At 71.5% G+C, this 21,009-nt stretch carries 20 protein-coding genes and 2 pseudogenes; 9 read left to right on the top strand and 13 right to left on the bottom strand.

Going from position 1 to position 21,009, the window contains the following annotated elements; translation table 11 throughout:
• Nucleotides 1–21 precede the first annotated feature (21 nt).
• From ACT4N7_RS24560 to ACT4N7_RS24540, 5 genes and pseudogenes are all read left to right on the top strand, one after another.
• Nucleotides 22–748, top strand: a pseudogene (locus ACT4N7_RS24560) (SDR family oxidoreductase).
• Between the two features lie 2 nt (nucleotides 749–750).
• The gene (locus ACT4N7_RS24555; protein WP_444831197.1) at nucleotides 751–1,275 is read left to right on the top strand and encodes a MaoC family dehydratase; all 525 of its coding nucleotides are present in this window, start codon (nucleotides 751–753) and stop codon (nucleotides 1,273–1,275) included.
• Nucleotides 1,275–2,462, top strand: a complete 1,188-nt coding sequence (locus ACT4N7_RS24550; RefSeq protein WP_444831196.1) for an acyl-CoA dehydrogenase family protein — start codon at nucleotides 1,275–1,277, stop codon at nucleotides 2,460–2,462. The genes ACT4N7_RS24555 and ACT4N7_RS24550 overlap by 1 nt, the downstream gene beginning before the upstream one ends.
• Complete coding sequence (locus tag ACT4N7_RS24545) at nucleotides 2,459–3,550, top strand: acyl-CoA dehydrogenase family protein (RefSeq protein WP_444831195.1); 1,092 nt, start codon at nucleotides 2,459–2,461, stop codon at nucleotides 3,548–3,550. The genes ACT4N7_RS24550 and ACT4N7_RS24545 overlap by 4 nt, the downstream gene beginning before the upstream one ends.
• Nucleotides 3,547–4,152 carry a TetR/AcrR family transcriptional regulator gene (locus ACT4N7_RS24540; protein WP_444831194.1) on the top strand — a complete coding sequence of 202 codons (606 nt, stop codon included), beginning with the start codon at nucleotides 3,547–3,549 and terminating at the stop codon, nucleotides 4,150–4,152. Before ACT4N7_RS24545 ends, ACT4N7_RS24540 begins: the two co-directional genes overlap by 4 nt.
• Before the next feature lie 34 nt (nucleotides 4,153–4,186).
• On the opposite strand, the gene ACT4N7_RS24535 is transcribed toward ACT4N7_RS24540, so the two are convergent.
• The 4 genes from ACT4N7_RS24535 to ACT4N7_RS24520 all read right to left on the bottom strand — a co-directional run bounded on the left by ACT4N7_RS24535 (nucleotide 4,187) and on the right by ACT4N7_RS24520 (nucleotide 6,978).
• The gene (locus ACT4N7_RS24535) at nucleotides 4,187–4,957 is read right to left on the bottom strand and encodes a pirin family protein (protein WP_444831193.1); all 771 of its coding nucleotides are present in this window, start codon (nucleotides 4,955–4,957) and stop codon (nucleotides 4,187–4,189) included.
• The gene (locus ACT4N7_RS24530; protein WP_444831192.1) at nucleotides 4,954–5,457 is read right to left on the bottom strand and encodes a VOC family protein; all 504 of its coding nucleotides are present in this window, start codon (nucleotides 5,455–5,457) and stop codon (nucleotides 4,954–4,956) included. The genes ACT4N7_RS24535 and ACT4N7_RS24530 overlap by 4 nt, the downstream gene beginning before the upstream one ends.
• A gap of 70 nt (nucleotides 5,458–5,527) precedes the next feature.
• On the bottom strand, nucleotides 5,528–6,160 hold the full coding sequence (locus tag ACT4N7_RS24525; RefSeq protein WP_444831191.1) for a GNAT family N-acetyltransferase: 633 nt from the start codon (nucleotides 6,158–6,160) through the stop codon (nucleotides 5,528–5,530).
• A gap of 35 nt (nucleotides 6,161–6,195) precedes the next feature.
• Nucleotides 6,196–6,978: a DeoR/GlpR family DNA-binding transcription regulator gene (locus ACT4N7_RS24520; RefSeq protein WP_444831190.1), complete on the bottom strand. Its 783-nt coding sequence runs from the start codon at nucleotides 6,976–6,978 to the stop codon at nucleotides 6,196–6,198.
• Between the two features lie 145 nt (nucleotides 6,979–7,123).
• On the opposite strand from ACT4N7_RS24520, the gene ACT4N7_RS24515 reads away from it, so the two are divergent.
• Nucleotides 7,124–8,026 (top strand): ROK family protein, encoded by a 903-nt coding sequence (locus ACT4N7_RS24515; protein WP_444831189.1) that lies wholly within the window; start codon nucleotides 7,124–7,126, stop codon nucleotides 8,024–8,026.
• Nucleotides 8,027–8,124: 98 nt separating this feature from the next.
• Here the strand turns inward: ACT4N7_RS24515 and ACT4N7_RS24510 are convergent, their stop codons facing one another.
• The 3 genes from ACT4N7_RS24510 to ACT4N7_RS24500 form a co-directional block, all read right to left on the bottom strand.
• On the bottom strand, nucleotides 8,125–10,677 hold the full coding sequence (locus ACT4N7_RS24510; protein ID WP_444831200.1) for a bifunctional FO biosynthesis protein CofGH: 2,553 nt from the start codon (nucleotides 10,675–10,677) through the stop codon (nucleotides 8,125–8,127).
• A 113-nt stretch (nucleotides 10,678–10,790) separates the two neighbouring features.
• A complete protein-coding gene (locus tag ACT4N7_RS24505) occupies nucleotides 10,791–11,351 on the bottom strand; it encodes a DoxX family membrane protein (protein WP_444831188.1) in 561 nt (186 codons plus the stop codon).
• 38 nt (nucleotides 11,352–11,389) lie between these two features.
• The gene (locus ACT4N7_RS24500) at nucleotides 11,390–11,893 is read right to left on the bottom strand and encodes a hemerythrin domain-containing protein (protein ID WP_444831187.1); all 504 of its coding nucleotides are present in this window, start codon (nucleotides 11,891–11,893) and stop codon (nucleotides 11,390–11,392) included.
• Nucleotides 11,894–12,191: 298 nt separating this feature from the next.
• Between ACT4N7_RS24500 and ACT4N7_RS24495 the strand changes: the two are divergent.
• Nucleotides 12,192–12,635, top strand: a pseudogene (locus ACT4N7_RS24495) (SAM-dependent methyltransferase); the annotation flags it as partial.
• Nucleotides 12,636–13,398: 763 nt separating this feature from the next.
• Nucleotides 13,399–13,884 carry a DUF1653 domain-containing protein gene (locus ACT4N7_RS24490; RefSeq protein ID WP_444831186.1) on the top strand — a complete coding sequence of 162 codons (486 nt, stop codon included), beginning with the start codon at nucleotides 13,399–13,401 and terminating at the stop codon, nucleotides 13,882–13,884.
• A gap of 30 nt (nucleotides 13,885–13,914) precedes the next feature.
• On the opposite strand, the gene ACT4N7_RS24485 is transcribed toward ACT4N7_RS24490, so the two are convergent.
• The 6 genes from ACT4N7_RS24485 to ACT4N7_RS24460 form a co-directional block, all read right to left on the bottom strand.
• Nucleotides 13,915–15,039, bottom strand: coding sequence for an SWIM zinc finger family protein (locus ACT4N7_RS24485; protein ID WP_444831185.1), 1,125 nt, complete (start codon nucleotides 15,037–15,039; stop codon nucleotides 13,915–13,917).
• Complete coding sequence (locus ACT4N7_RS24480; protein ID WP_444831184.1) at nucleotides 15,036–17,810, bottom strand: DEAD/DEAH box helicase; 2,775 nt, start codon at nucleotides 17,808–17,810, stop codon at nucleotides 15,036–15,038. The genes ACT4N7_RS24485 and ACT4N7_RS24480 overlap by 4 nt, the downstream gene beginning before the upstream one ends.
• Before the next feature lie 248 nt (nucleotides 17,811–18,058).
• The gene (cbiE, locus tag ACT4N7_RS24475) at nucleotides 18,059–19,246 is read right to left on the bottom strand and encodes a precorrin-6y C5,15-methyltransferase (decarboxylating) subunit CbiE (RefSeq protein ID WP_444831183.1); all 1,188 of its coding nucleotides are present in this window, start codon (nucleotides 19,244–19,246) and stop codon (nucleotides 18,059–18,061) included.
• Between the two features lie 17 nt (nucleotides 19,247–19,263).
• Nucleotides 19,264–19,455, bottom strand: coding sequence for a DUF397 domain-containing protein (locus ACT4N7_RS24470; RefSeq protein WP_444831182.1), 192 nt, complete (start codon nucleotides 19,453–19,455; stop codon nucleotides 19,264–19,266).
• Entirely contained in the window at nucleotides 19,452–19,652 is a 201-nt protein-coding gene (locus ACT4N7_RS24465) for a DUF397 domain-containing protein (RefSeq protein WP_444831181.1), read from the bottom strand. Before ACT4N7_RS24465 ends, ACT4N7_RS24470 begins: the two co-directional genes overlap by 4 nt.
• Nucleotides 19,653–19,674: 22 nt before the next feature.
• On the bottom strand, nucleotides 19,675–20,544 hold the full coding sequence (locus ACT4N7_RS24460) for a helix-turn-helix domain-containing protein (RefSeq protein WP_444831180.1): 870 nt from the start codon (nucleotides 20,542–20,544) through the stop codon (nucleotides 19,675–19,677).
• Nucleotides 20,545–20,654: 110 nt separating this feature from the next.
• On the opposite strand from ACT4N7_RS24460, the gene ACT4N7_RS24455 reads away from it, so the two are divergent.
• Complete coding sequence (locus ACT4N7_RS24455; RefSeq protein WP_444831179.1) at nucleotides 20,655–20,939, top strand: hypothetical protein; 285 nt, start codon at nucleotides 20,655–20,657, stop codon at nucleotides 20,937–20,939.
• Nucleotides 20,940–21,009 lie beyond the last annotated feature (70 nt).

Raw genomic sequence — 21,009 nt, 5'->3', positions numbered from 1 at the left:
GCCTCGACCTGCGCGGCGTCGCTGACGTCGGCACCCACGGCCAGCGCCGTGGCGGCCGCGGGCGCGGGCGCGGGGCCGGGGGGCGCGCGGGGCGCCGCGGGCCGGGGGCGGGCGCGGCCCCCCCGGGCCCGCGCGGGGGGCCGCGGGCGCCACGGCGCTGGCCGTGGGTGCCGACGTCAGCGACGCCGCGCAGGTCGAGGCCGCGGTCGACCGGGTGGCCGAGCAGCTCGGCCCGCCGACGGTGCTGGTGAACAACGCGGGCATCCTGCGCGACAACCTGATCTTCAAGATGACCGACGACGACTGGGACTCGGTCATCGGCGTGCACCTGCGCGGCGCGTTCCTGATGACCCGCGCGGTGCAGCGGCACCAGACCGAGCAGAACTACGGCCGGATCGTCAACCTGTCCAGCACCTCCGCGCTGGGCAACCGCGGCCAGGCGAACTACGCCACCGCGAAGGCCGGTTTGCAGGGCTTCACCAAGACGATGGCCATCGAACTGGGCAAGTTCGGCGTCACCGCGAACGCGATCGCGCCGGGCTTCATCGAGACCGAGATGACCGCGGCCACCGCGGCCAGGGTCGGCGTGCCGTTCGAGGACTTCAAGGCGGGCGCCGCGGCGATGATCCCGGTCGGGCGCGTCGGCACGCCCGCGGACATCGCGGCCACCGCGGCGTTCCTGGTGAGCGAGGAGGCCGGGTTCGTCTCCGGCCAGGTCATCTATGTCGCAGGCGGACCGAAGGACTGAGCATGCATGTTTTCGCTGGACCGGACTCGCTGACCGAGGCCAAGGGCACGCACCTGGGCTACGGCGAGTGGACCGAGATCACCCAGGAGCGCGTCCAGCAGTTCGCGGACGCGACCGGCGACCACCAGTGGATCCACATCGACACCGAGCGGGCCGCGGGGGGCCCGTTCGGCGGCACGGTCGCCCATGGCTACCTGACGCTGTCGCTGGTGCCGTTCCTCAGCAAGCAGGTCTACCGCTTCGAGGGCTTCGCGATGGGGATCAACTACGGACTCAACAAGGTGCGCTTCCCCAGCGCGGTCAAGGTCGGCGCCCGGGTGCGGATCGGCGCCGAGCTGCTGGAGGTTTCCCAGGTGGCGCAAGGCATCCAGGCCGTCTTCAAGTACACCGTCGAGATCGAGGGCGAGGCCAAACCCGGCTGCGTCGCCGAAGCGGTGGCGCTGCTGATCCCCGCGGGGATCAGCAGCGCCATGAGCGAGCCTGCGAGCGAATCAATGTCACAGGGCGTCCGCGAGGGGATGGCCTGATGAGCGATCTGGACGCCACGGCGCTGCGCGAGCGCGTTGCCGAGTTCCTCGCCGGACACGACCCGGCGACGACCGAGCGGCTGGACTTTCTGCGCGCCCGGTTCGACGCGGGCCTGGCCTGGGTGCACTTCCCCGAGGGGCTCGGCGGACTCGGCGCGCCGCGGGCGCTGCAAGCGGTGGTGGAGGCCGACTTGGCCGCGGCGGGTGCGCCGGACAACGACCCGCGGCGCATCGGCATCGGCCTCGGCATGGCCGCGCCCACCATCCTCACTTTCGGCACGGCGGAGCTGAAGCAGCGCTTCCTGCGTCCACTGTGGACCGGCGAGGAGGTGTGGTGCCAGCTCTTCAGCGAGCCGGGCGCGGGCTCCGACCTCGCCGCGCTGGGTACCCGCGCCCGCCGCGACGGCGACGACTGGTTGGTGACCGGGCAGAAGGTGTGGACGTCCTCGGCGCACACCGCGCGGTGGGCGATCCTGGTCACCCGCACCGACCCGGACGTGCCCAAGCACGCGGGCATGACCTACTTCGTCTGCGACATGACCGATCCCGGCGTCGAGGTGCGACCGCTGCGCCAGATCACCGGCGAGGCCGAGTTCAACGAGGTCTTCCTCACCGACGCCCGCATCCCCGACGCGCACCGGCTCGGTGCCGTCGGCGACGGCTGGCGCGTCGCGCAGACCACGCTGATGAACGAGCGGGTCGCCATCGGCGGGCGCCCGATCCCCCGCGAGGGCGGGATGGTCGGCGTCGTCGCCGACACCTGGCGGGCCAACCCCGACCGGCGCACCCCCGCCACGCACGACCGGCTGCTGGCGCTGTGGGTGGAGTCGGAGGCGTTGCGGCTGGCCGGGATGCGGCTGCGCCAACAGCTCGCGGCTGGCGCGCCCGGCCCGGAGGGCTCGGCGATGAAGCTCGCGTTCGCCCGGTTGGCGCAGTCGCTGTCGGGCCTGGAGGTCGAACTGCTCGGCGAGGACGGCCTGCGTTACGACGACTGGACCCCGCGCAGGCCGGAGAAGGTCGACTTCACCGGCCGCGACGCCGGATACCGCTACCTGCGGGCGAAGGGGAACTCCATCGAGGGCGGCACCTCGGAGATCCTGCGCAACATCATCGCCGAGCGGGTGCTCGGCCTGCCGTCGGAACCCAGGGTCGACAAGGACCTTCCGTGGAAGGATCTCCCGCGATGACCGACCCGAACCTGCTCTACACCGACGTCGAGGACGAGCTGCGCGCGAGCGTGCGCGACCTGCTCGCCGACCGCGCCGACGCCGCCGCCGTGCTCGCCCGCTGCGAGCAGGACGAGCCGTACGACCTGGACCTGTGGCGCACGCTGGCCGTCGACCTCGGCGCCACCTCGCTGCACGTGCCGGAGGAGTTCGGCGGCCAGGGCGCCGGTTTCCGGGAGACCGCGGTGGTCGCCGAGGAACTCGGGTACCGGGTGGCGCCGGTCCCGTTCCTGGGCAGCGCCGTGCTCGCCACCACCGCCCTGTTGTCTGTTGTGGACGATCAACACGCACGGAAAGCGTTGGCCCGCTTGACGTCCGGCTCGGCGACCGGCGCGCTGGCGGTGCCGCTGTCGGCACTGCCGGGCTCGCCGCTGCCCGCGATCCGGGTCGAGGGCGACACGCTGGTCGGCACGATCCGCTCGGTGGCGGACGCGGCCGTCGCGGACTTCCTCGTGGTCCCGGCGGACGGGGCGCTGTACCTGGTCGAGGCTTCCGCCGCGCGGATCGAGCCGGTGGTCTCGCTCGACCTCACCCGGCCGGTCGCCGACGTCACCTTCGACCACGCCGCCGCGGTGCGGCCGGCCGGGTCGACCGAGTCCGCTGTGGACAGTGCGCTGCTCGCGGGCGCCGGGATACTGGCCGCCGAACAGGTCGGCGTCGCGCAGTGGTGTCTGACCACGACGATCGACTACCTCAAGCAGCGCTACCAGTTCGGCCGCCAGGTCGGGTCGTTCCAGTCGCTCAAGCACCGGCTCGCCGACCTGTGGCAGGAACTGGTCTCCGCCCGCGCGGCCGCCCGCTACGCCGCCGACACCCTGACCACCGGCAGCGACGACGTGCGCGTGGCCGTCGCCGTGGCGCAGTCGCTGTGCGCGTCGGTCGCGGTGCACGCGGCCGAGGAGTGCGTGCAGATGCACGGCGGCATCGGGATGACCTGGGAGCACCCGGCGCACCTGTACCTCAAGCGCGCCAAAGCCGACGAGATCGCGATGGGTTCCCCCGCCCGCCACCGAGCCGCCCTGGCTGCGCTGGTCGACCTGCAGGCATGACCGACCCGCTGTCCGCCGATCTCTGGCCGGACGTCCGGCCGGACGCGGCGCGGCGGCTGATGGCCGCCGCGGTGGACGCCTTCGCCGAGCGCGGTTTCCACGCGACGACGACGCGCGACATCGCGACGGCGGCCGGGATGAGCCCGGCCGCGCTGTACGTGCACTTCCCGTCGAAGGCGGCGGTGCTGTTCGCGATCAGCCGCACCGGCCACGAGCGGGCCCTGGCGATGGTCACCGCCGCGGCGGTCGGGGACGACCCGGCCGCCGGGATGCGGCGCCTGGTCGAGGAGTTCGCGGCCTGGCACGCGACCAAGCACCGGGTCGCCCGGATCGTGCAGTACGAACTCCAGGCGCTCCCGCCCGCGGACTACGCGGTGGTCGCCGACCTGCGGCGGCGCACGGAGCGGGTCGTGCAGGTGCTGATCAGCGACGGTGTCCGAACCGGACAGTTCCATGTGGACGATGTGCGGACGACCGCGCGCGCGATCCTGTCGCTGTGCATAGACATCGCCCGGTGGTACACGACCGGGACCCGACCCGGGCCCGGCGAACTGGGCAAACGGTACGCCGACTTGGTGTTGGGCATGCTCGGCGCGCGGTGAGCGGTACGAACACTGGGACCGCGGTCGCGGTCCCTCAGCCCAGGCGAACGGCGGCGGTCATCTCCCACACCAGGATCTCGGCGCCGTCCGCCCCCGCGGTCACCCGCTGCCCGCCCGACGCGGTGAGCCGGGCGGCGTCGCCGGTGTCGAGCGGGCCACTGTCCTCAAGGGACACGGTGCCACGCGGCACGAACAGGTGCACGAACGGCGCCTCCGGCAGCGTCACGGTGTCCCCCGGCGACAGGCGCGCGGCGTAGAGGGCGGCGTGCCGTTGCCCGATCCGAATCGCCGAATCGGCGCGGTGTCTGTCCATTCCAGACGCCACCGGGACGAGGCCGCCCGCGAGCAGGTCGGCGTCGATCTCCAACTGCTCGTAGCCGGGCGCGCGGCCCGCCTCGTCCGGCACGACCCACATCTGCACGAAGTGCACCGGGTCGCGGTGCTCTGGCCCGCCGGACACCCGCCACGAGTCGTTCTTCTCCGAGTGCAGGATGCCGGTGCCCGCGCTCATCCGCTGCGCCAGCCCGGGGTAGATGATTCCGTTGTGCCCCTGGGAGTCCTGGTGCACCAACTCGCCGCGCAGCACCCAGGTGACGATCTCCATGTCCCGGTGCGGGTGGGTGTCGAAGCCCGCGCCGGGGGTCACCACGTCGTCGTTGTTGACCAGCAGCACACCGAAGTTCGTGTTGTCCCGGTCGTAGTGGCGGCCGAAGGAGAAGGAGTGCTTCGAGTCGAGCCAGTCGATCCTGGTGGCGAACCGGTCGTCCGCCCGCCGAATGTCCACATCGGACACAGGCTGTGTCATACCACCACGTCTCCGTACATCTCGCCCAGCGGGTCGGCGATCAGTTCGACCCGGGCACCGTCCGGGTCCGTGAAGTACACCGAGGTCCCGCTCTCCTCGACGTAGTCGACCCCGGCCGCGTCCATCCGCGCCCGCGCGGCGTGCCACTGCGCGGGTTCCATGGAGATGGCCAGGTGATGCAGGCCGCCGAGTACCTCGGCGTACGGGCCGAGGTCGAGGCCCGGCAGGTCGAAGAAGGCCACGGCGTTGCCGTTGCCGACGTCGAAGAAGAAGTGCGTGGACCCGGGATAGTCGCGGTTCTCGAACATCTCCGTCAGCGGAAAGCCGAGAACTCCTTGGTAGAACTCGATTGTCCGGCCCACGTCGCCGGAGATCAGGGCAGTGTGGTGGATGCCGCGCGCGGAACTGGCAGGTCTGTCGGGCTTGGCCCGCAACACGTGGGATCGCAGTCTGTCCCGCTCGGCGGTGAGTTCGGCGACCTGGTCGCCCGAGAGAGCCATGATCGCATTATTCCCGCTGTAGTTACCTGGTCAACTACCGACGGTGGCCGTTACCAAATTGCGCTGTCAATTACCGGACCGGGTGACGCCCGCTCTCGGCGAAGTCGACCCGCATCACCACCCGGCGCAGGGTCGGCCTGCTGACCACGGCGAAACCCGCGTCGGCGAACACGCTCTCGGTGCCGACGTGGAGTTCTTCGGAGATCACGTTCTTCGTGGTGATGGGATAGCCCTCGACGGCGCGCGCGCCGCGCTCACGGGCGAAGTCCGCCGCGGCGCGCGCGAGGGCCCGGCTGACGCCCCGCTTGCGGAAGCCCGCGCGGGTGAACAGGCAGGTCACCGCCCAGACGCCCGCGTCGGTCTTGTCCTCCGCGCGATCCACCCAGGGGACGCGGTTGTTGCGCACCAGGCCCGCGAACGCGGTGCGCGGCTCGACCGAGCACCACCCGACGGGCTCACCGTCGAGATAGGCGACAAGGCCGCTGGTCGTGCCCGATTCCGGGTTGCCGCAGTCGGTCTGCGCACGCAGCCGGTCGGCGCGTACTTCGGCGGGAAAGGACGCGAACGCCTCCCGCGGCGCCAGCTTGTACCGCTGGCACTGACACCGGGCCGCCGGGCCGCGCACGCCGAACACCGTCCGCAGGTCGGCCCAGCTCGCCTCGTTGGCGGGCCCGACCGAGATCGCCGGTTCTGTTGCCGTCATGCGCACGATTGTGCCGTCGAGCAGACCTGGCGGCACTAGACCGTCCGCACCTCGACGCCCTCGGCTTCGAACGCGGCGACGGACGCGGCCGTGGCGGCGGCGTCGGTGATGAGCAGGTGCATCCCGGACACCGGGCAGATCCGGGCGAACGCGTGCTGCCCGAGTTTCGAGCTGTCGGCGGCGACCACGACCTTGCGGGCCCGGTCGGCCATCAGCCGGTTGATGCCCGCCTCGCCCTCGTGGTGGGCGTGGGCGCCGTGCTCCGGGTCGACCGCGTCGACGCCGAGGAAGGCGATGTCCAGGGTGATCTCGTCGAGGATGCGGGTGGCCAGCGGTCCGCTCAGCTCGAAGGACTGCGGGCGCGCCACTCCCCCGGTGACCACGAGCTTCACGTGCGGGCGCACGGCCAACTCGTTGGCGATGTTGAGCGCGTTGGTCACCACGGTGAGCGCGGGCCCTTCGGCCTGGCTGAAGTCGGGGCGGATGGCGAGCGCGCGGGCGATCTCCGTGGTCGTGGTGCCGCCGTTGAGGCCGACGACGGCGCCGCGGGTCACCAGCGCCGCCGCGGCCTTGCCGATGCGCTCCTTCTCCGTGGCGTGGCGGGCGGTCTTGTAGCGCAGCGGGAGGTCGTAGGCGACGTTGGTGACCACGGCGCCGCCGCGGGTGCGGGTGAGCAACTGCTGCTCGGCGAGGTGGTCGAGATCGCGCCGGATGGTCGCGGCGGAGACGTCGAGTTCGCCCGCGAGGTGGTCCACGTCGACCTTGCCGCGCTGCCCGAGGATGCCGAGCAGCGCGCTGAGACGCTCGTACCGGTCCACCGTCACCTCCGCGTGGGCGCCTGATCATGCGCAGTATCGCCCAGGCCGCGGCGGCCGCGCTTGGCATCGACTGACCGATCACGCAGTATTCGTCTCGCGTGCGAGCAGTTCCGAGCGCGCCCGGCCGGTCGGGGAAGGGAAACGCATGGCAGCGGACTCGCGCGTGATCGCCGTGGACGTCGGCGGCACCTCGATCAAGGCCGCGCTGGTCGACCGCGACCTCACCGCGGTGCACGCGGTGCGCGAGCCCACCCGCCGTGTCGGCGGCGTCGCCGACGTCGACCAGATCGCCGAGCTGATCACCGCGCTGGCCGACACCCAGCCGGTGGCCGGGGTCGGTGTGGCGGTGCCGGGCATCGTCGACGACGGCACGGGAATCGTGCGGGCGGCGGTGAACCTGGGCTGGACGGACGTGCCACTGCGCGACCTCCTCGCGGCCCGCACGGGTCTGCCCCTGCTGGTCCACCACGACGTGCGGACCGGCGGCCTCGCGGAGTTCACCGTCGGCGCGGCGGCCGGCGCCGACAACGCGCTGTTCGTGGCGATCGGGACGGGCATCGCGGCGGCGGTGCGGGTGGACGGACACCTGCTCGGCGCGGGCGGGTACGCGGGCGAGATCGGGCACGTGGTGGTCGACCCGGACGGCACCCTGTGCACCTGCGGAACGCGCGGCTGTCTGGAAACCTTGGCGGCGGCGCCCGCGGTGGCCCGGCGGTACCGGGAGCGGTCCGGCCGGTCCATTGTGGACGCCGCGGAGGTGGTGGGCCTGGTGGCGGACGGCGATCCCGCCGCCGTCACAGTGTGGGACGACGCCGTGGGAGCGCTGGCGACGGCGCTGACGGCGGCGGTGACGCTGCTGGGGCCGGAGATCGTGGTGCTCGGGGGCGGACTTGCGGAGGCCGGGGAGATCCTGGTGTCGCCCGTGCGGGAGCAGTTGGCGAAACGCCTGACCTTTCAGCGCCGGCCGGTGGTGGTACGGGCCGAACTGGGACAGGACGCCGGGCGGGCAGGCGCGGCACTGCTGGGCTGGCGGGCCGCTTCGGGATAGCCCCCCGGTTGTTTAGCGTGAACCGAGGCTGCTGGTTCTGGGGGCTGCTGGTTCCGCTTGTGCGATCGAGGTGGGTGGCGGAGTCGCCGCGCCCGTGGTCAGGTTCCGATCAGCGGTAGCAGCGTCGGCTTCCAGATGCCGTCGTGGTCGCGGGCGGTGGTCAGGCGTTCGTCCGGGACCTGGCCGTAGGTCGTGGTGCGCTGCCGGGACGGCCTGCCCGCCGCCGTCGCCAGGGCTTCGAGGTCGGCGATGGTCTTGTAGCTGCCGTTGTCGCTGCCTGCCATGCGGCTGATGGTCTCCTCCATCAGGGTGCCGCCCAGGTCGTTCACGCCGCCGCGGAGCACCTCGACCACGCCGTCGTCGCCGAGTTTGACCCAGCTCGTCTGGATGTTGGCGATCTTGCCGTGCAGCAGGATGCGGGCCAGCGCGTGCACGGCGCGGTTCTCCAGCCGGGTCGGGCCGGGGCGGGCGATGCCCGCGAGGTACAGCGGCGCGTTGGTGTGCACGAACGGCAGCAGCACGAACTCGGTGAAACCGCCCGTGCTGTCCTGGAGCCTGCCGAGCAGCTTGAGGTGCGCCACCCAGTGCGCGGGGGTGTCGACGTGGCCGTACATCATGGTCGACGTCGTCGGGATGCCCAGCGCATGCGCGGTGGTCACCACCTCGATCCACGTGGCGGTCGGGAGTTTGCCCTTGGTGAGGATCCACCGGACGTCGTCGTCGAGGATTTCGGCCGCGGTGCCGGGCAGCGAGTCCACACCGGCCGCGTGCGCCTCGATCAGCCAGTCGCGAATGGACAGGTCGGTGCGGGCGGCGCCGTTGACGACCTCCATCGGGGAGAACGCGTGCACGTGCAGGCCCGGGGCCGTCCGCTTGACCTCGGCGGCGATGTCGAAATACGCGGTGCCGGGCAGGTCCGGGTGGATGCCGCCCTGCATGCAGACCTCGGTGGCGCCCACGCCCCACGCCTGCTCGGCGCGCTGACCGACCTGCTCCAGCGACAGTGTGTACGCGTCGGCGTCCGTGCGGCGCTGGGCAAACGCGCAGAACCGGCAGCCGGTGTAGCAGACGTTGGTGAAGTTGATGTTCCGAGTGACCACATAGGTCACCACGTCGCCGACAGCGTCGCGGCGCAGCCCGTCGGCCAACGCGGCCAGCGCGTCGATCTCCGCGCCGGGACCCGCCGACAGCAGCACCAGAGCGTCCTCATCGGACAGTCCGGCCGGGTTGCTTTCCGCGTGGCGCAACGCGGTCGCGAACTCCGGGCGCAGCGCGCCGCCGGTGCCGATGGCGCGGCGAAGGTCACCGGGGACCTGGGTGCGCAGCTCGGCCCAGTCGCCGTAGACGGAGTCGAAGTCGTCGCGGCGGTCGGTGGTGCGGCCGGTGGTGTCGATCTCCACGTGCAGGTCGGTCCGGCCGGACGCGGTGAGCGCGACCTCGGGTTCCTGCCACGGCCTGCCGACCAGCGCCGCGCCCTCGACCGCGAGCCCGGTGTCCGGGTCGACCAGGGCGGCGACGTGCGCGGCCAGCCGCGGGTCGAGCCAGGGTTCGCCGCGCCGAACGTACTCCGGGTAGATCGTCAGCCGCTCGGCGAGCCGGTAACCGGCCAACGTGGTGTGCTCGGCCAGCGCGTCGATCTGCGGCCACGGGCGCTCGGGGTTGACGTGGTCGGGGGTGAGCGGTGAGACGCCGCCCCAGTCGTCGATGCCCGCGCGCAGCAGCAGGCCGAACTCGCCGCCGATGAGGTTGGGCGGGGCCTGGATGCGCGCCTTCGGGCCGAGCACGACCCGCGCCACGGCGACGGTCGCGGCCAGTTCCGCGGCCTCCGCGTCGGGCATGCCGCGCATGGCGGTGTCCGGCTTGGCGCGGAAGTTCTGCACGATCACTTCCTGGATGCCGCCGTACTGCCGGGAAACCCGGCGGATCGCGAACAGCGACTCGACCCGGTCGGCGAGGGTTTCGCCGATGCCGATGAGGATGCCGGTGGTGAACGGCACGGCGGAGCGGCCCGCGTCCTCCAGCACGCGCAGCCGCACGGCGGGCTCCTTGTCGGGCGAGCCGTAGTGCGGTCCGCCCGGCTCGGCCCACAGCGCGGTGGACGTCGTCTCCAGCATCATGCCCATCGACGGCGCCACGGGCTTGAGCCGCTGGAGGTCGGTCCAGCTCAGCACGCCCGGGTTGAGGTGCGGCAGCAGGCCGGTCTCCTCCAGCACCCGGATGGCCATGGCGCGCACGTAGGACAGCGTGTCGGGGTAGCCTGCCGCCTCCAGCCACTCGCGCGCCGCGTCCCAGCGGTCTTCCGGCCGGTCGCCGAGGGTGAACAGGGCTTCCTTGCAGCCCATCGCGGCGCCCTGGCGGGCGATGTCGAGCACCTCGCCGGGGCTCAGGAACGGCGCGGGCAGCCGGTGCGGGACGGTGGCGAAGGTGCAGTAGTGGCAGCGGTCGCGGCAGAGCCGGGTGAGCGGGATGAACACCTTGCGCGAGTACGTGACCACCCCGGGCCGCCCGGCGGCCACCAACCCGGCGTCGCGCACCCGCGACGCGGTGTCGAACAGGTCGTCGAGTTGGGCGCCCCGGGCGTGCAGCAGCACCTCGGCCTCGACCTGGTCGAGCGCGACCCCGTCCCGGGCCCGGCGCAACGCGCGCCGGATGGCGGACTCGGTGGGCACGAGCACGTCGGTCACGGACAACCTCCAGGGAGGGACTGCGTCCCAACCTAGTGGCCGGGGCCGACGAAATCCTGATCCGGGAGGTGAGACTGGCCTCAGCGGCCGAGTGCCTGCTTCGCCCGCTTCGGCGCCGCCGACACCGCGCCGCCGACCGACCCGGTCGTGTCGTGCGCCCATTCGCCCAGGTCGTGGGCGCGTTCACCGAGCTTTCGGCTCGCCCGGCGGGCTCGCCAGCCCAGCGACGGCTTGCCCGCGGTGTCGCCCGCGGCGAGCAGCAGACCGCCCAGCAGACCGACGTTCTTCCCGAAGTGGATCTGGTGGGCCTGGCGCTCGGCCGGGTCCTTCTCCGCCCAGAACCGGTGCCCGGCGAGCGTCGTGGGCACCAGGCTGCCTGCCAGCAGCAGCGCCGCCAGCCGGGGCGCCTTGCCCAGCGCGAGCGCCAGACCGGCGCCGACCTTGACCGCCCCGTCGATCTTGACCAGCGTGACCGGGTCGGTCGGCACCTGGGCGGGCAGCCGGTCGCCCAGCCTGCCCACGGTGTCGTCCAGGAACGGTTTCGCGGCCTCCGCGTGCGCCTCGGCGGCGCGCAGCGCGTTGATGCCGCCGCTGATGAAGACGGCGGCTAGCATCGGCCTGGCGATCCTGCGCAGGATCATGGTGGCTCGTCCTCTCGGTTCTCAGTCGGTTGTCGGACTCAGTCGACCCGGTCCTTGGTCCGCTCGACCAGCTCGCGCACCCGCTCGATGTCGCCGCAGCCCGCCGCGATCAGTTCGTCGCGCGCGGCGACGAACCGCTCGCCCAGCTCGGCGCGGCGATCCTCGGCGACGTTCTCGCGGGCGTCGTTGAGGATGCTGCGCTCTTCCTCGTCGAGGTGGTGGTTGAGCGCTTTGACCAGCTCTTCGAGCTTGCCGTCCCAGTCGTCGGACCCGGTGTCGGGCACCTCCATGAGCGCGAGCAGGGCCTGGTGGCCCTCGGCGTGCTCCTCCGCGCCGTGCTCGACCTCGTGGCTGTCGATGTCCTTGTATCGCCGCAGCGCCGGGTACACCTCGGCCTCCTCGGCGTCGGCGTGCGCGACCAACAGCTGGGCCAGCTCGTCTAGCACCTTGGCGCGGTCGCTGGTGTTGTCGCGCAGGGTGCGGAACAGATCCTCGAACCGACGGTGGTCGGCCAGGATCAGCTCGATTACGTCCGAAGACATCGCGGTGACCTCCCGGGTGGTGAACGGCATCCGACCGGTGGGTACCCGCGAAGCCCGCAGGTCAACCCCGCTGTCACCGTAAGACGCCGCACGCCGTGGCGCGCGCCGGGGCAGCTTCGATGTCGCCTTCCACTTGCGGGTACAGCTCGCGCAACTGACGTTGGGTGGCCGGATCGGGTTCGGCCCACATGTTGCGTTCGGCTGCCTCCAGCAGCCGTTCGGCGATGCCGTGCAGGGCCTACGGGTTCGGCTCGGTGAGGAACTTGCGGTTCTCCGGGTCCAGTGCGCGGCGCCGCTGGCGGCGTCGCCGGACCGCGCGAGCGAGGTCGTGGTGGTCGGCACCGGTCCGGGCGGCCGTGGCTGACCCCGGAGGCACAGGAGGCGCTTGCCGAGGCGGACGATCTGGTGGGCTACAAGACCCTTCTCGATCGAGTCCCGCCGAACCCGCCAGCGCCGACACGCCTCCGACAACCAGGTCGAGGCCGAACGTGCGGCGTTCACCCTGGACCTCGCCAAACGCGGTCACCGTGTCGCGGTCGTGTCGTCGGGCGACCCGGGCGTCTTCACCATGGCGGCGGCCGACCTGGTGATCGCGATCTACAACCCGGCGTCCCGCGCGCGGGCCTGGCAACTCGGCGAGGCCCGCGATCTCCTGCTGCGACACGGCAAACCGGACACCCCGGTGGTCATCGGCCGCGATGTCGGCGGCCCAACGGAATCCATCCGCATCGTCCGGCTAGCGCCCAACCGCGTCACATTCGCCCGTTCCGCCGAGACTCCGCATACGAGACAATCACAGACATGGGCCGCACCAGAGCCGGCCAGGCGCCACGGACGAACAAGACGCCGAGATCCGCAACCCGAGCGACATGGCGCGGGCCAAGCCCCTCCGGCGCGGCGCTCAGGTCGCCGCCGCCCCCGCCGATGGCCGGGTTTCCGGGGCCACTTTCGCCGAAGTGGGAGGAACGCCGTGCAGGAACTCCTTCTGTTGATTGCCGGAATACCGTTCGGCGTTGCCGCCAACTACGTCTACCAGTACGTGCGAGCCACGACAAACAGGGCATTCGACCCGATAAAGTTGGCGGGAAAGTGGGGCGAACTGACGACCATGCCCGGCGAACGACGATGCAGCATGGGCGAGATCAGGTACGACCGACGCAAGAGTATGTGGACTTTCGATGGAACGACTACCACAATGACGGGCGCCCATTCTGCCACTGGACCACCGAAGCAAGCTTTCTAGACCCGGCCAATCGGGAGTTCTACTACGTTTTCACCAACACGCTGGTCGAATCCGGCCAACGGGGATATATCGGTTTCGGCATTGTCCGACTCCGAAGACGAGAGCGCACCTGGGTTCCTGATCACGGTTTCTTCATTTCGGGCAATGAGGGTGAGAGCTACCGATCGCACAGCATAGTACCGCTGGATGAGATTCCTACCGAGCGTAGTAGAGTGCGGGATGTGTTTCGGTCGCAGCTTGGCCTCGACCAGCCCGCATAGCCATGAGTTTGTGGGCTGTGCCAGAGCCAGAGGACGGGGAGATGGCACCGGAGTCGGAGACCTGGATTCTCCTGGACTACATGAATCATCGGGGGGAGCGCGGGAACAGAATGGTCCGGCCGGTACGAGTGTGGCGGGGCCGGACGGATTGGCATCCAGAGGATGACCAGTGGTTGCTGGAGGCATTCGACCGAGATCGACAGGCGGTCCGAAACTTCGCGGTTCGCGACATTCACAACTGGCGACCACCGGTCGAACAGGGACAGTCCGCCGAGGTTCGCGCCGGCGTCTACCGACACTTCAAGGGCCGACACTACCTGGTGACCGGCACCGCGCGGCACAGCGAGACCGAAGAGGAGTTCGTTGTCTATCGAACCCTCTACGGCAAATTCGATCTGTGGGTTCGCCCGGTGACGCACTTCCAGGAGGACGTGCCCGCCCCGTCAGGAGACCTGGTTCCCAGGTTCGAGTACGTCGATACTGTTTGACGGCGCGGTGGAGTGCGGAACCGGGAGTTCTCAGGCCAAGACTGCCACCAGTGCCGTCGCCGGGTCGCGGTGTGGCGGGCCTGCGGGCCACCACTGGCCCGACTCGTCGCGGTACGGATACCAGCGGCCGTCCTTGCCGTAGCGGAGTTGGACATCGCCGAGGGTCCAGCGGTTGCGCCAGACGGTGATGTCCGGCGCATCGTCCACAGTGGACATCAGCGCGTCGTGGGCGCGGGCGAGGTCGGCCGGGGGTGGGCTCCAGGGCGATTCCAGCACCGCCAACGCCGCCGCGCCGCCGACCCGCCACGCGGCCATCGCGTGGTTCAGGGTCGGGTGGTCGGGGGACAGGCGAAGCGCCGCGCGCGGGTAGGTTGCCGCGTAGCGCACGGTGTCGGGCCACAGGCCGAGGTCGGGAACGTCGGCGGTCAGCAGCGATCGGGCGCGGCTTGCGGCGTCGACGGCCAGCAGTTCCACCGCGTCCGGGTCCACGCCCTCGGCGGCCGGGACCGACAGCGGCGGCGGGGAACCCTCCGGCATCGGCGGCGGCTCGGGCAGCGCCACGACGGGCTGCGCGAAGGCCGTCCTGGCCGGGGTGGTCGACGGACGATCGCCGAGGCAGGCCAGCAGCTCGGCCTTTCCCTTGCCCCGCAACAACAGCAGCACGAACGGATCCGCGTCGAGCAGCCAGGACACCTGGTAGGCCAGGGCCGCCGCGTGTCTGCACGGCAGCTCCCACCCGGGGCACGAGCACTCCGGGTCGAGGTCGCCGATGTCGGGCAGCAGCCGCACGCCCGCGTCGGCGGCGGCGTCGACCAGGTCGGTGGGCATATCGCCGTCAAGGAGGGCGGCTATGTGGCCTGCCTCGACCGCGATCTGGCCGAGGAACCGCGTCCATTCCGCCGCTGACAACGGTTCCAGGCGCACGACCGTCCGGTACGAGGTGTCGTCGGTGTAGTCCTGGACGGTCGCCGACAGCACCCCCGGGCTGACCGTGATCGCCCCGACATAGCCGGTGTACGCGTACTTCCGGCCCTGCTTGAGCTGCTCCCCGTCGAGCGCCGTGTCCTCCAGCGCCTGGAGCCACGCCCGCCCCCACCACGACCGGGCAAGGCCGGGCCTGCGGGGCGGGAAGGCGGGGAAGCCGCGCGCGGTCATTCGGCACCCCGCAGTTCGACCAGTGCCGCCAAGTCGGCGTCCGACAACTCGGTGAGCGCGGCCTCGCCCCCGGCGAGGATCGAGTCGGCGAGGTCGCGTTTGACGCCGAGCATCTCGGCGATCCGGTCCTCGACCGTGCCCTCCGCGATGAGCCGGTGCACCTGGACCGGCCGCGTCTGGCCGATCCGGTACGCCCGGTCGGTCGCCTGATCCTCCACCGCCGGATTCCACCAGCGGTCGTAGTGCACGACGTGGTCCGCGCGGGTCAGGTTGAGGCCGGTGCCCGCAGCCTTGAGCGACAACAGGAACACCGGGAACGCGCCCTCGGTGAACTCGCGCACCAGCTCCTCGCGGCGTGGCACCGGGGTGCCGCCGTGCAGGAACCCGGTGGCGATGCCGCGCTCGCGCAGGTGCCGCTCGACCAGCCGGGCCATCGTGACGTACTGGGTGAACACCAGCACCGCGCCGTCCTCGGCGAGGATCGTGTCGAGCAGTTCGTCGAGCAGTTCCAGCTTTCCCGAGCGGCCGGCGAGCTTTGCCTTGGGCTCCTTGAGGAATTGCGCCGGGTGGTTGCAGATCTGCTTGAGCGAGGTCAGCAGCTTCATCACCAGCCCGCGCCGCGCCATGCCGTCGGCGGCGCGGATCTCGGCCATGGTCTCGCGCACGACGGCGGTGTAGAGCGCGGCCTGCTCGTGGCTGAGCGACACCGGCTGGTCGGTCTCGGTCTTGGGTGGCAGTTCGGGCGCGATGCCCGGGTCGGATTTGCGGCGCCGCAACAGGAACGGCCGCACCAGTCGGGCGAGCCGGTGCGCGACGGCGTCGTCCCGGTCGGCCTCGATCGGCTTGGCCCACCGGGACCGGAACGCACCGAGTGTCCCAAGTAGACCAGGTGTGGTCCAGTCCAACACCGCCCACAACTCGGACAGGTTGTTCTCCACCGGGGTGCCGGTGAGCGCGACCCGGGCGCCCGCCGGGATCGTGCGCAGCGCCTTCGCCGTGCTCGACACCGGATTCTTCACGTGCTGCGCCTCGTCCGCGACGAGCAACGCCCACGGGTGCGCCGCCAACACCTCCGCGTCGACCCGCATGGTGCCGTAGGTCGTGAGCACGAAACCGGCGGCGTGCAGGTCGCGGGACGCGCCGTGGTAGCGGCGCACGGGGGTGCCGGGCGCGAACCGGGTGATCTCCCGCTCCCAGTTGCCCAGCAGCGACGCCGGACACACCACCAGCGTCGGCCCCGCTGTGTCCACATCGGACTGACGGTGCAGGTGCAGCGCGATCAGTGTGATCGTCTTGCCCAGACCCATGTCGTCGGCGAGGCAACCGCCCAGGCCGAGCGAGGTCATCCGCGCCAGCCACCGCAGGCCCCGAAGCTGGTAATCGCGCAGCGTCGCGGCGAGCGCGGGCGGCTGCTCGACCCGCTCGGCGCCGCCGTCCGGGTCGGCGATGCGGGCGCGCAGGGCGTCGAGCCAGTCGTTCGGCACGACTTCGACCTGGCGTCCGTCGATCTCCGCCGTGCCGGTGAGCGCGACACCGAGAGCGGCCAGCGCGCCCACGGGTTTCAGTTCCCGTTCCCGCGCCTTGCGCGCGAGTTCGGGGTCGACCAGTACCCACTGGTCACGCAGTCGCACCACCGGGCGGTGCGCCTCGGCGAGCCGGTCGAGTTCGGCGCGGGTCAGCGGCTGGTCGCCGAGCGCGAGCTGCCAGTCGAACGCCAGCAGGCCGTCGCCGCCGAACAGCGACCGCAGGTCGGACGGGGCGGCGCCGCCGATCACGGCGCGGGCGGACAGCGACCGCAGCAGTTCCCTTGGCCAGTGCACCTCGACGCCCGCCGCGGCCAGCGCGGGTGCCTGGCCGAACAGGTCGCCGACCTCGGTGTCGTCGAGCACCAGGCGGTCCGGCACGGCCTGGGCCAGCAGCCGGTCGAGTGTCGGCCACGCGCGCGCGGCGCGGCGCAGCGCGAGGGTCAGCTCGATCCGCGCGTTCGGGCCGAGGCCGTGGTCGGTGCGTTCCCACAGCTCCGCCGCGTCGACCACGATCGCCGAATCGGCAAGGGAATGCGCCTGTACGACGGCGTGGAACGCGCCGCCCGCGTAGTCGTCGCCGGGCACCTCAAGCCGCAGCGAGATCCGCACCCCGGCGTCGAGGCCCGCGGCGATCTCGTCGGACCACGCGCGCAGCCGCGGCACCTGGTTCGGCGCGCGGGAGGCGAACAGCGGCCCGCCGACCGCCAGCGGTGCGGCGGGCGTGCGCGGCATCCCGTCGGCCACCGCGTCGACAAACCCGCGCACCAGCGCGAGTGCGTCCGGCAGTGAGGGTTCGGGCTGGTCGGACACCGGGACGGCACGCGCCCGAGCGGGCATGGCGGCGGCCAACTCCCGCAGCCGCGCCGCGTCCGCCGCGTCGAGCGGCCCGGCCCGCCACGCGTCGAACCCGCCCGGCGAGACGCCCGGCATGATCCGCCCGCGGGCCACCAATTGCAGCGCCACCAACACAACCGCGCCCCAGAACGCCGCCGCCGAGTGCGCGTCGGGGCCACGGCGGGCCCGAGTCAGCACCGGCACCGCGTCCGCCACCGACAGCCGCACGACCGGAACGCGGACCGCCCGCACCCCGTCGCCGACCGGCTCGACCACGGTCAACTCCCCCGGCTCGCCGACCCCGTCCGGCAGGTCGCCGTGGAACGCCACCGATCCGGCGCGGGCCGGGTCGCCCGGCTCGAACACCGCCGCGCAGCGCGCGAGCCTGCCCGCCGCCTCAGCCGCGATCATGATTTCCCTCCACGGTCAGCCATTTTCAGCACCTCCGCGACGGCCGAGCGCACGTCCGGCGCGGGCGATCTGCGCACGATCACCACCGGCACACCGAGTTCCCGCGCGGCGTCGAGTTCGCCGCCGCTGTCTTTTGGTGACGGTGTTCACGGGCAGTGCCTGCTCACCGTCCACAGTGTACGGGCCGCGGTTCGGCGGCAGCCGCCTCCGCGCGGGCAGCGGCGGGTCCGCCGGGTCGACGCGCACCGTCACTTGACCGCCACCCACTGCGTGACCGGCAGCAGTGGCCGCCAGCCGATGACACCGTCGATGGGCTCGGCGCGGTTCACCGCGAGCCGGGTCAGTTCGCCGCCGACGTCCGTGCGCCACTGGGCCACCAGAGCCTCCGATTCGACCGTCACCGCGTTCACCACCAGCCGCCCGCCCGGCCGCAGGGCCGCCCAGCACGCGGGCAGCACACCGGGAGCGGTCGCCCCGCCGCCGACGAACACCGCGTCCGGGGCGGGCAGGCTTGCCAACGCGGCGGGCGCGGACCCGCGCACCAGCCGTAACCCTGGTACACCAAGGGAAAGCGCGTTGCGCTCGATCCGGTCGGCGCGGTCGGCGCGCGGCTCGACGGCGACCGCGCGGCATGCCGGGTGCGACCGTAGCCACTCGATCCCGACGCTGCCCGACCCGGCGCCGACGTCCCACAGGAGCTGGCCCGGTTCGGGGGCCAGCGCCGCCACGGTGACCGCGCGGACCTCCCGTTCGGTGATCTGCCCGTCGTGTTCGTAGACGTCGTCGGGCAGGCCGGGCGCGCGGGGCAGCCTGCGGGCGCCCGGGTCGGCCGCGCACTCGATCGCGACGACGTTCAGCGGGCCGCTCGCGCCCGCCCACCCGGCCGCCGTCCCGGTGACGATGCGCTCCCCCGGCCCGCCCAGTTCCTCCAGCACGGTCATGGTGCTCGGCCCGAACCCGCGCGCCCGCAGCAGCGCGGCGACGGCGGTGGGCGTGTCGCCGGTCTCGCTCAGCACCAGCACGCGTCGACCGGGGTGCAGCGCCGCGTGCAGCCGCTCGACCGGGCGGGCGACCGTGCTGACCACCTCGACGTCGTCGCCGGCCCAGCCCATCCGGGCGCAGGCCACCGCGACCGACGACGGATGCGGCAGCACGCGGACCCGGGTGAGCCTGCTCAGCGTGGTGCCGATGCCGTGGAACATCGGGTCGCCGCTGGAGAGCACGCACAGCACGCGGTCGCGGTGGGCGTCGAGGACGCCGGGGATCGCGGGCAGCAGCGGCGACGGCCACTCGACCCGTGTGGCGGTGAGCGAACCGGGCAGCAGCGCGAACTGCCGGGCGGAGCCGACGATCACCTCGGCCGTGCCGAGCGCGTCCCGGGCCGTGGCGGACAGACCCACCCAGCCGTCCGCGCCGATGCCCACAACGGTCAGCACAGGCGCGGACGATCCACTCAGGCGTCGCGCTTGACGGACGCGACGAACGCCGCGAACCCGGTCGACGTCAACCGCAGCACCTCGGAACCGCACTTGCTGTCCCGAACCACGGGCACCACACCCGCGAACGCCACCTCGACACAGTCACCAGTGTTCCCGCTGCCGCCGGCGCCACTGCTGCGGCTCGACTTGCGCCAGACCAGGGTCACGACTTCAGCTCCGCGAGGAACGCCGCGAACGCGGTCGACGTCAGCCGCAGCACCTCGGAACCGCCCTTGCTGTCCCGCACCACCGGCACCACACCCGCGAACGCCACCTCGACACAGTCATTGGTGTTCCCGTCGCCGGAAGCGCCACTGCTGCGGCTCGACTTGCGCCACACCAAGCCCGCAAGGGTCCCGCTCATGACTTCACCACTCCGATCCACGCTATGAATCGCCTGTCGGCCCGTAAGAACGCGCCGCGTCCAGGATAACGGCTTTGGAGGCGGGCAAACTCAACGCCGCGACCCGTTTGCGCTCCCAGGCGACCCGATACGGCTCAGTGGCGGCGCTACGGTCCCGGAAGAACGCCTCGCCATGGCTACCCACCTGCACTCGATCGGTCGCGAGATCGTTGTCGAGCCGGATGAGCAGGAACGCGCTACCCATCCCCGGGTAGGCACCCGCACCGATCGGTTGAACCTGGATCTCCACGTTCGGCAAGTCGCACGCGCCTGCCAGGTAGGTCAACTGCTCGTGCATGACCTCCGCGCCGCCCACCGGCAGCCGCAGCGCGCACTCATGGATAACCGCGCGCACTATCGGTGGGTTCGGCTGCACCAGAGTCTCCTGTCGGCCCTTTCGCACGTTCATCAGCTCGTCCATGCGGTCCGACGGCAGCCGCTCGCCTGTCGACTCGAACAGCGCCCGGGTGTAGCCCTCAGTCTGGAAGTACGCCGGAATGAGATCGATGGTCACCATCAGGATCTCGGTCGCCTCAGTCTCCAGTTCCAGTAGTGCCCGCGACTTCACCGTGACGAAGGTCGGGAAGGCGCCCTTGGTGGTCCGGGTCTGCTTGGCCAGCGCCATCAAACCGTCGGTTTCGTCGCCGCTGAGCTTGTATGCCTCAGCCAGCACTCTCAGCTTGGCGCGGTCGACCGGCGCCTCGCCGTTCTCGATGCGGCCCATCGTCACCGAGCTGATATCGAGCAGGTCGTTCACGTCCTCGATGCGCATGTAGCCCGCGCGCCTGCGGAAGCTGCGCAGCGCTGCGCCCAGCTCACGTCGGTTGCCACTGACCGTCCGCTTGGTCGTCATCGGCGAAGAGCCCTCCGTTCGAGTGAACGTTATCATTTCAAAGTGAAGATACACGATTTTGGTCTATCGTAGGTGACGAGATGAAGATACATACCGAAGGGATGGCTCGCATGTCGTACGCATACGTACTGGTCAGGTGGCACGCGGACTGCCGGTGGACCGAGCGTCTGCACCTCACCGAGCAGCCTGCCGACTCGACGGCCGAGGACCTGGTCCCCGGACTGCGCGGCTGGGCCCTGGAACTACTCAACGCTACGAATCCGACCAATGACGGAGAGTACACGGCGTTCCTGATCGAGCCGGACCCGGATGGCCGCTGCGAGTTCGAGGACGCGTACTACATCGAGGACATCCTCTGGTTCTACGGCTCCGAGTGCGTCGCGGTGAACACCTGAGCGGCGAGCCCACTATCCACAGTGGACTCAATTGATTCCGGGGAATTCGCGGACGGCCACGCCAGTGGCC

Origin of the sequence: Actinokineospora sp. (assembly GCF_052390155.1) — a bacterium.
GTDB lineage: Bacteria > Actinomycetota > Actinomycetes > Mycobacteriales > Pseudonocardiaceae > Actinokineospora.
This window is presented reverse-complemented; position numbering and strand designations above follow the sequence as displayed.

What these genes read in the sequence shown, in the direction of transcription:
- ACT4N7_RS24555 (WP_444831197.1), top strand. Translation starts at nt 751, where the DNA reads ATGCATGTTTTCGCTGGACCGGACTCGCTGACCGAGGCCAAGGGCACG.
- ACT4N7_RS24550 (WP_444831196.1), top strand. Translation starts at nt 1,275, where the DNA reads ATGAGCGATCTGGACGCCACGGCGCTGCGCGAGCGCGTTGCCGAGTTC.
- ACT4N7_RS24545 (WP_444831195.1), top strand. Translation starts at nt 2,459, where the DNA reads ATGACCGACCCGAACCTGCTCTACACCGACGTCGAGGACGAGCTGCGC.
- ACT4N7_RS24540 (WP_444831194.1), top strand. Translation starts at nt 3,547, where the DNA reads ATGACCGACCCGCTGTCCGCCGATCTCTGGCCGGACGTCCGGCCGGAC.
- ACT4N7_RS24535 (WP_444831193.1), bottom strand. Translation starts at nt 4,957, where the DNA reads ATGACACAGCCTGTGTCCGATGTGGACATTCGGCGGGCGGACGACCGG.
- ACT4N7_RS24530 (WP_444831192.1), bottom strand. Translation starts at nt 5,457, where the DNA reads ATGGCTCTCTCGGGCGACCAGGTCGCCGAACTCACCGCCGAGCGGGAC.
- ACT4N7_RS24525 (WP_444831191.1), bottom strand. Translation starts at nt 6,160, where the DNA reads ATGACGGCAACAGAACCGGCGATCTCGGTCGGGCCCGCCAACGAGGCG.
- ACT4N7_RS24515 (WP_444831189.1), top strand. Translation starts at nt 7,124, where the DNA reads ATGGCAGCGGACTCGCGCGTGATCGCCGTGGACGTCGGCGGCACCTCG.
- ACT4N7_RS24505 (WP_444831188.1), bottom strand. Translation starts at nt 11,351, where the DNA reads ATGATCCTGCGCAGGATCGCCAGGCCGATGCTAGCCGCCGTCTTCATC.
- ACT4N7_RS24500 (WP_444831187.1), bottom strand. Translation starts at nt 11,893, where the DNA reads ATGTCTTCGGACGTAATCGAGCTGATCCTGGCCGACCACCGTCGGTTC.
- ACT4N7_RS24490 (WP_444831186.1), top strand. Translation starts at nt 13,399, where the DNA reads ATGAGTTTGTGGGCTGTGCCAGAGCCAGAGGACGGGGAGATGGCACCG.
- ACT4N7_RS24485 (WP_444831185.1), bottom strand. Translation starts at nt 15,039, where the DNA reads ATGACCGCGCGCGGCTTCCCCGCCTTCCCGCCCCGCAGGCCCGGCCTT.
- ACT4N7_RS24480 (WP_444831184.1), bottom strand. Translation starts at nt 17,810, where the DNA reads ATGATCGCGGCTGAGGCGGCGGGCAGGCTCGCGCGCTGCGCGGCGGTG.
- ACT4N7_RS24465 (WP_444831181.1), bottom strand. Translation starts at nt 19,652, where the DNA reads ATGAGCGGGACCCTTGCGGGCTTGGTGTGGCGCAAGTCGAGCCGCAGC.
- ACT4N7_RS24460 (WP_444831180.1), bottom strand. Translation starts at nt 20,544, where the DNA reads ATGACGACCAAGCGGACGGTCAGTGGCAACCGACGTGAGCTGGGCGCA.
- ACT4N7_RS24455 (WP_444831179.1), top strand. Translation starts at nt 20,655, where the DNA reads ATGTCGTACGCATACGTACTGGTCAGGTGGCACGCGGACTGCCGGTGG.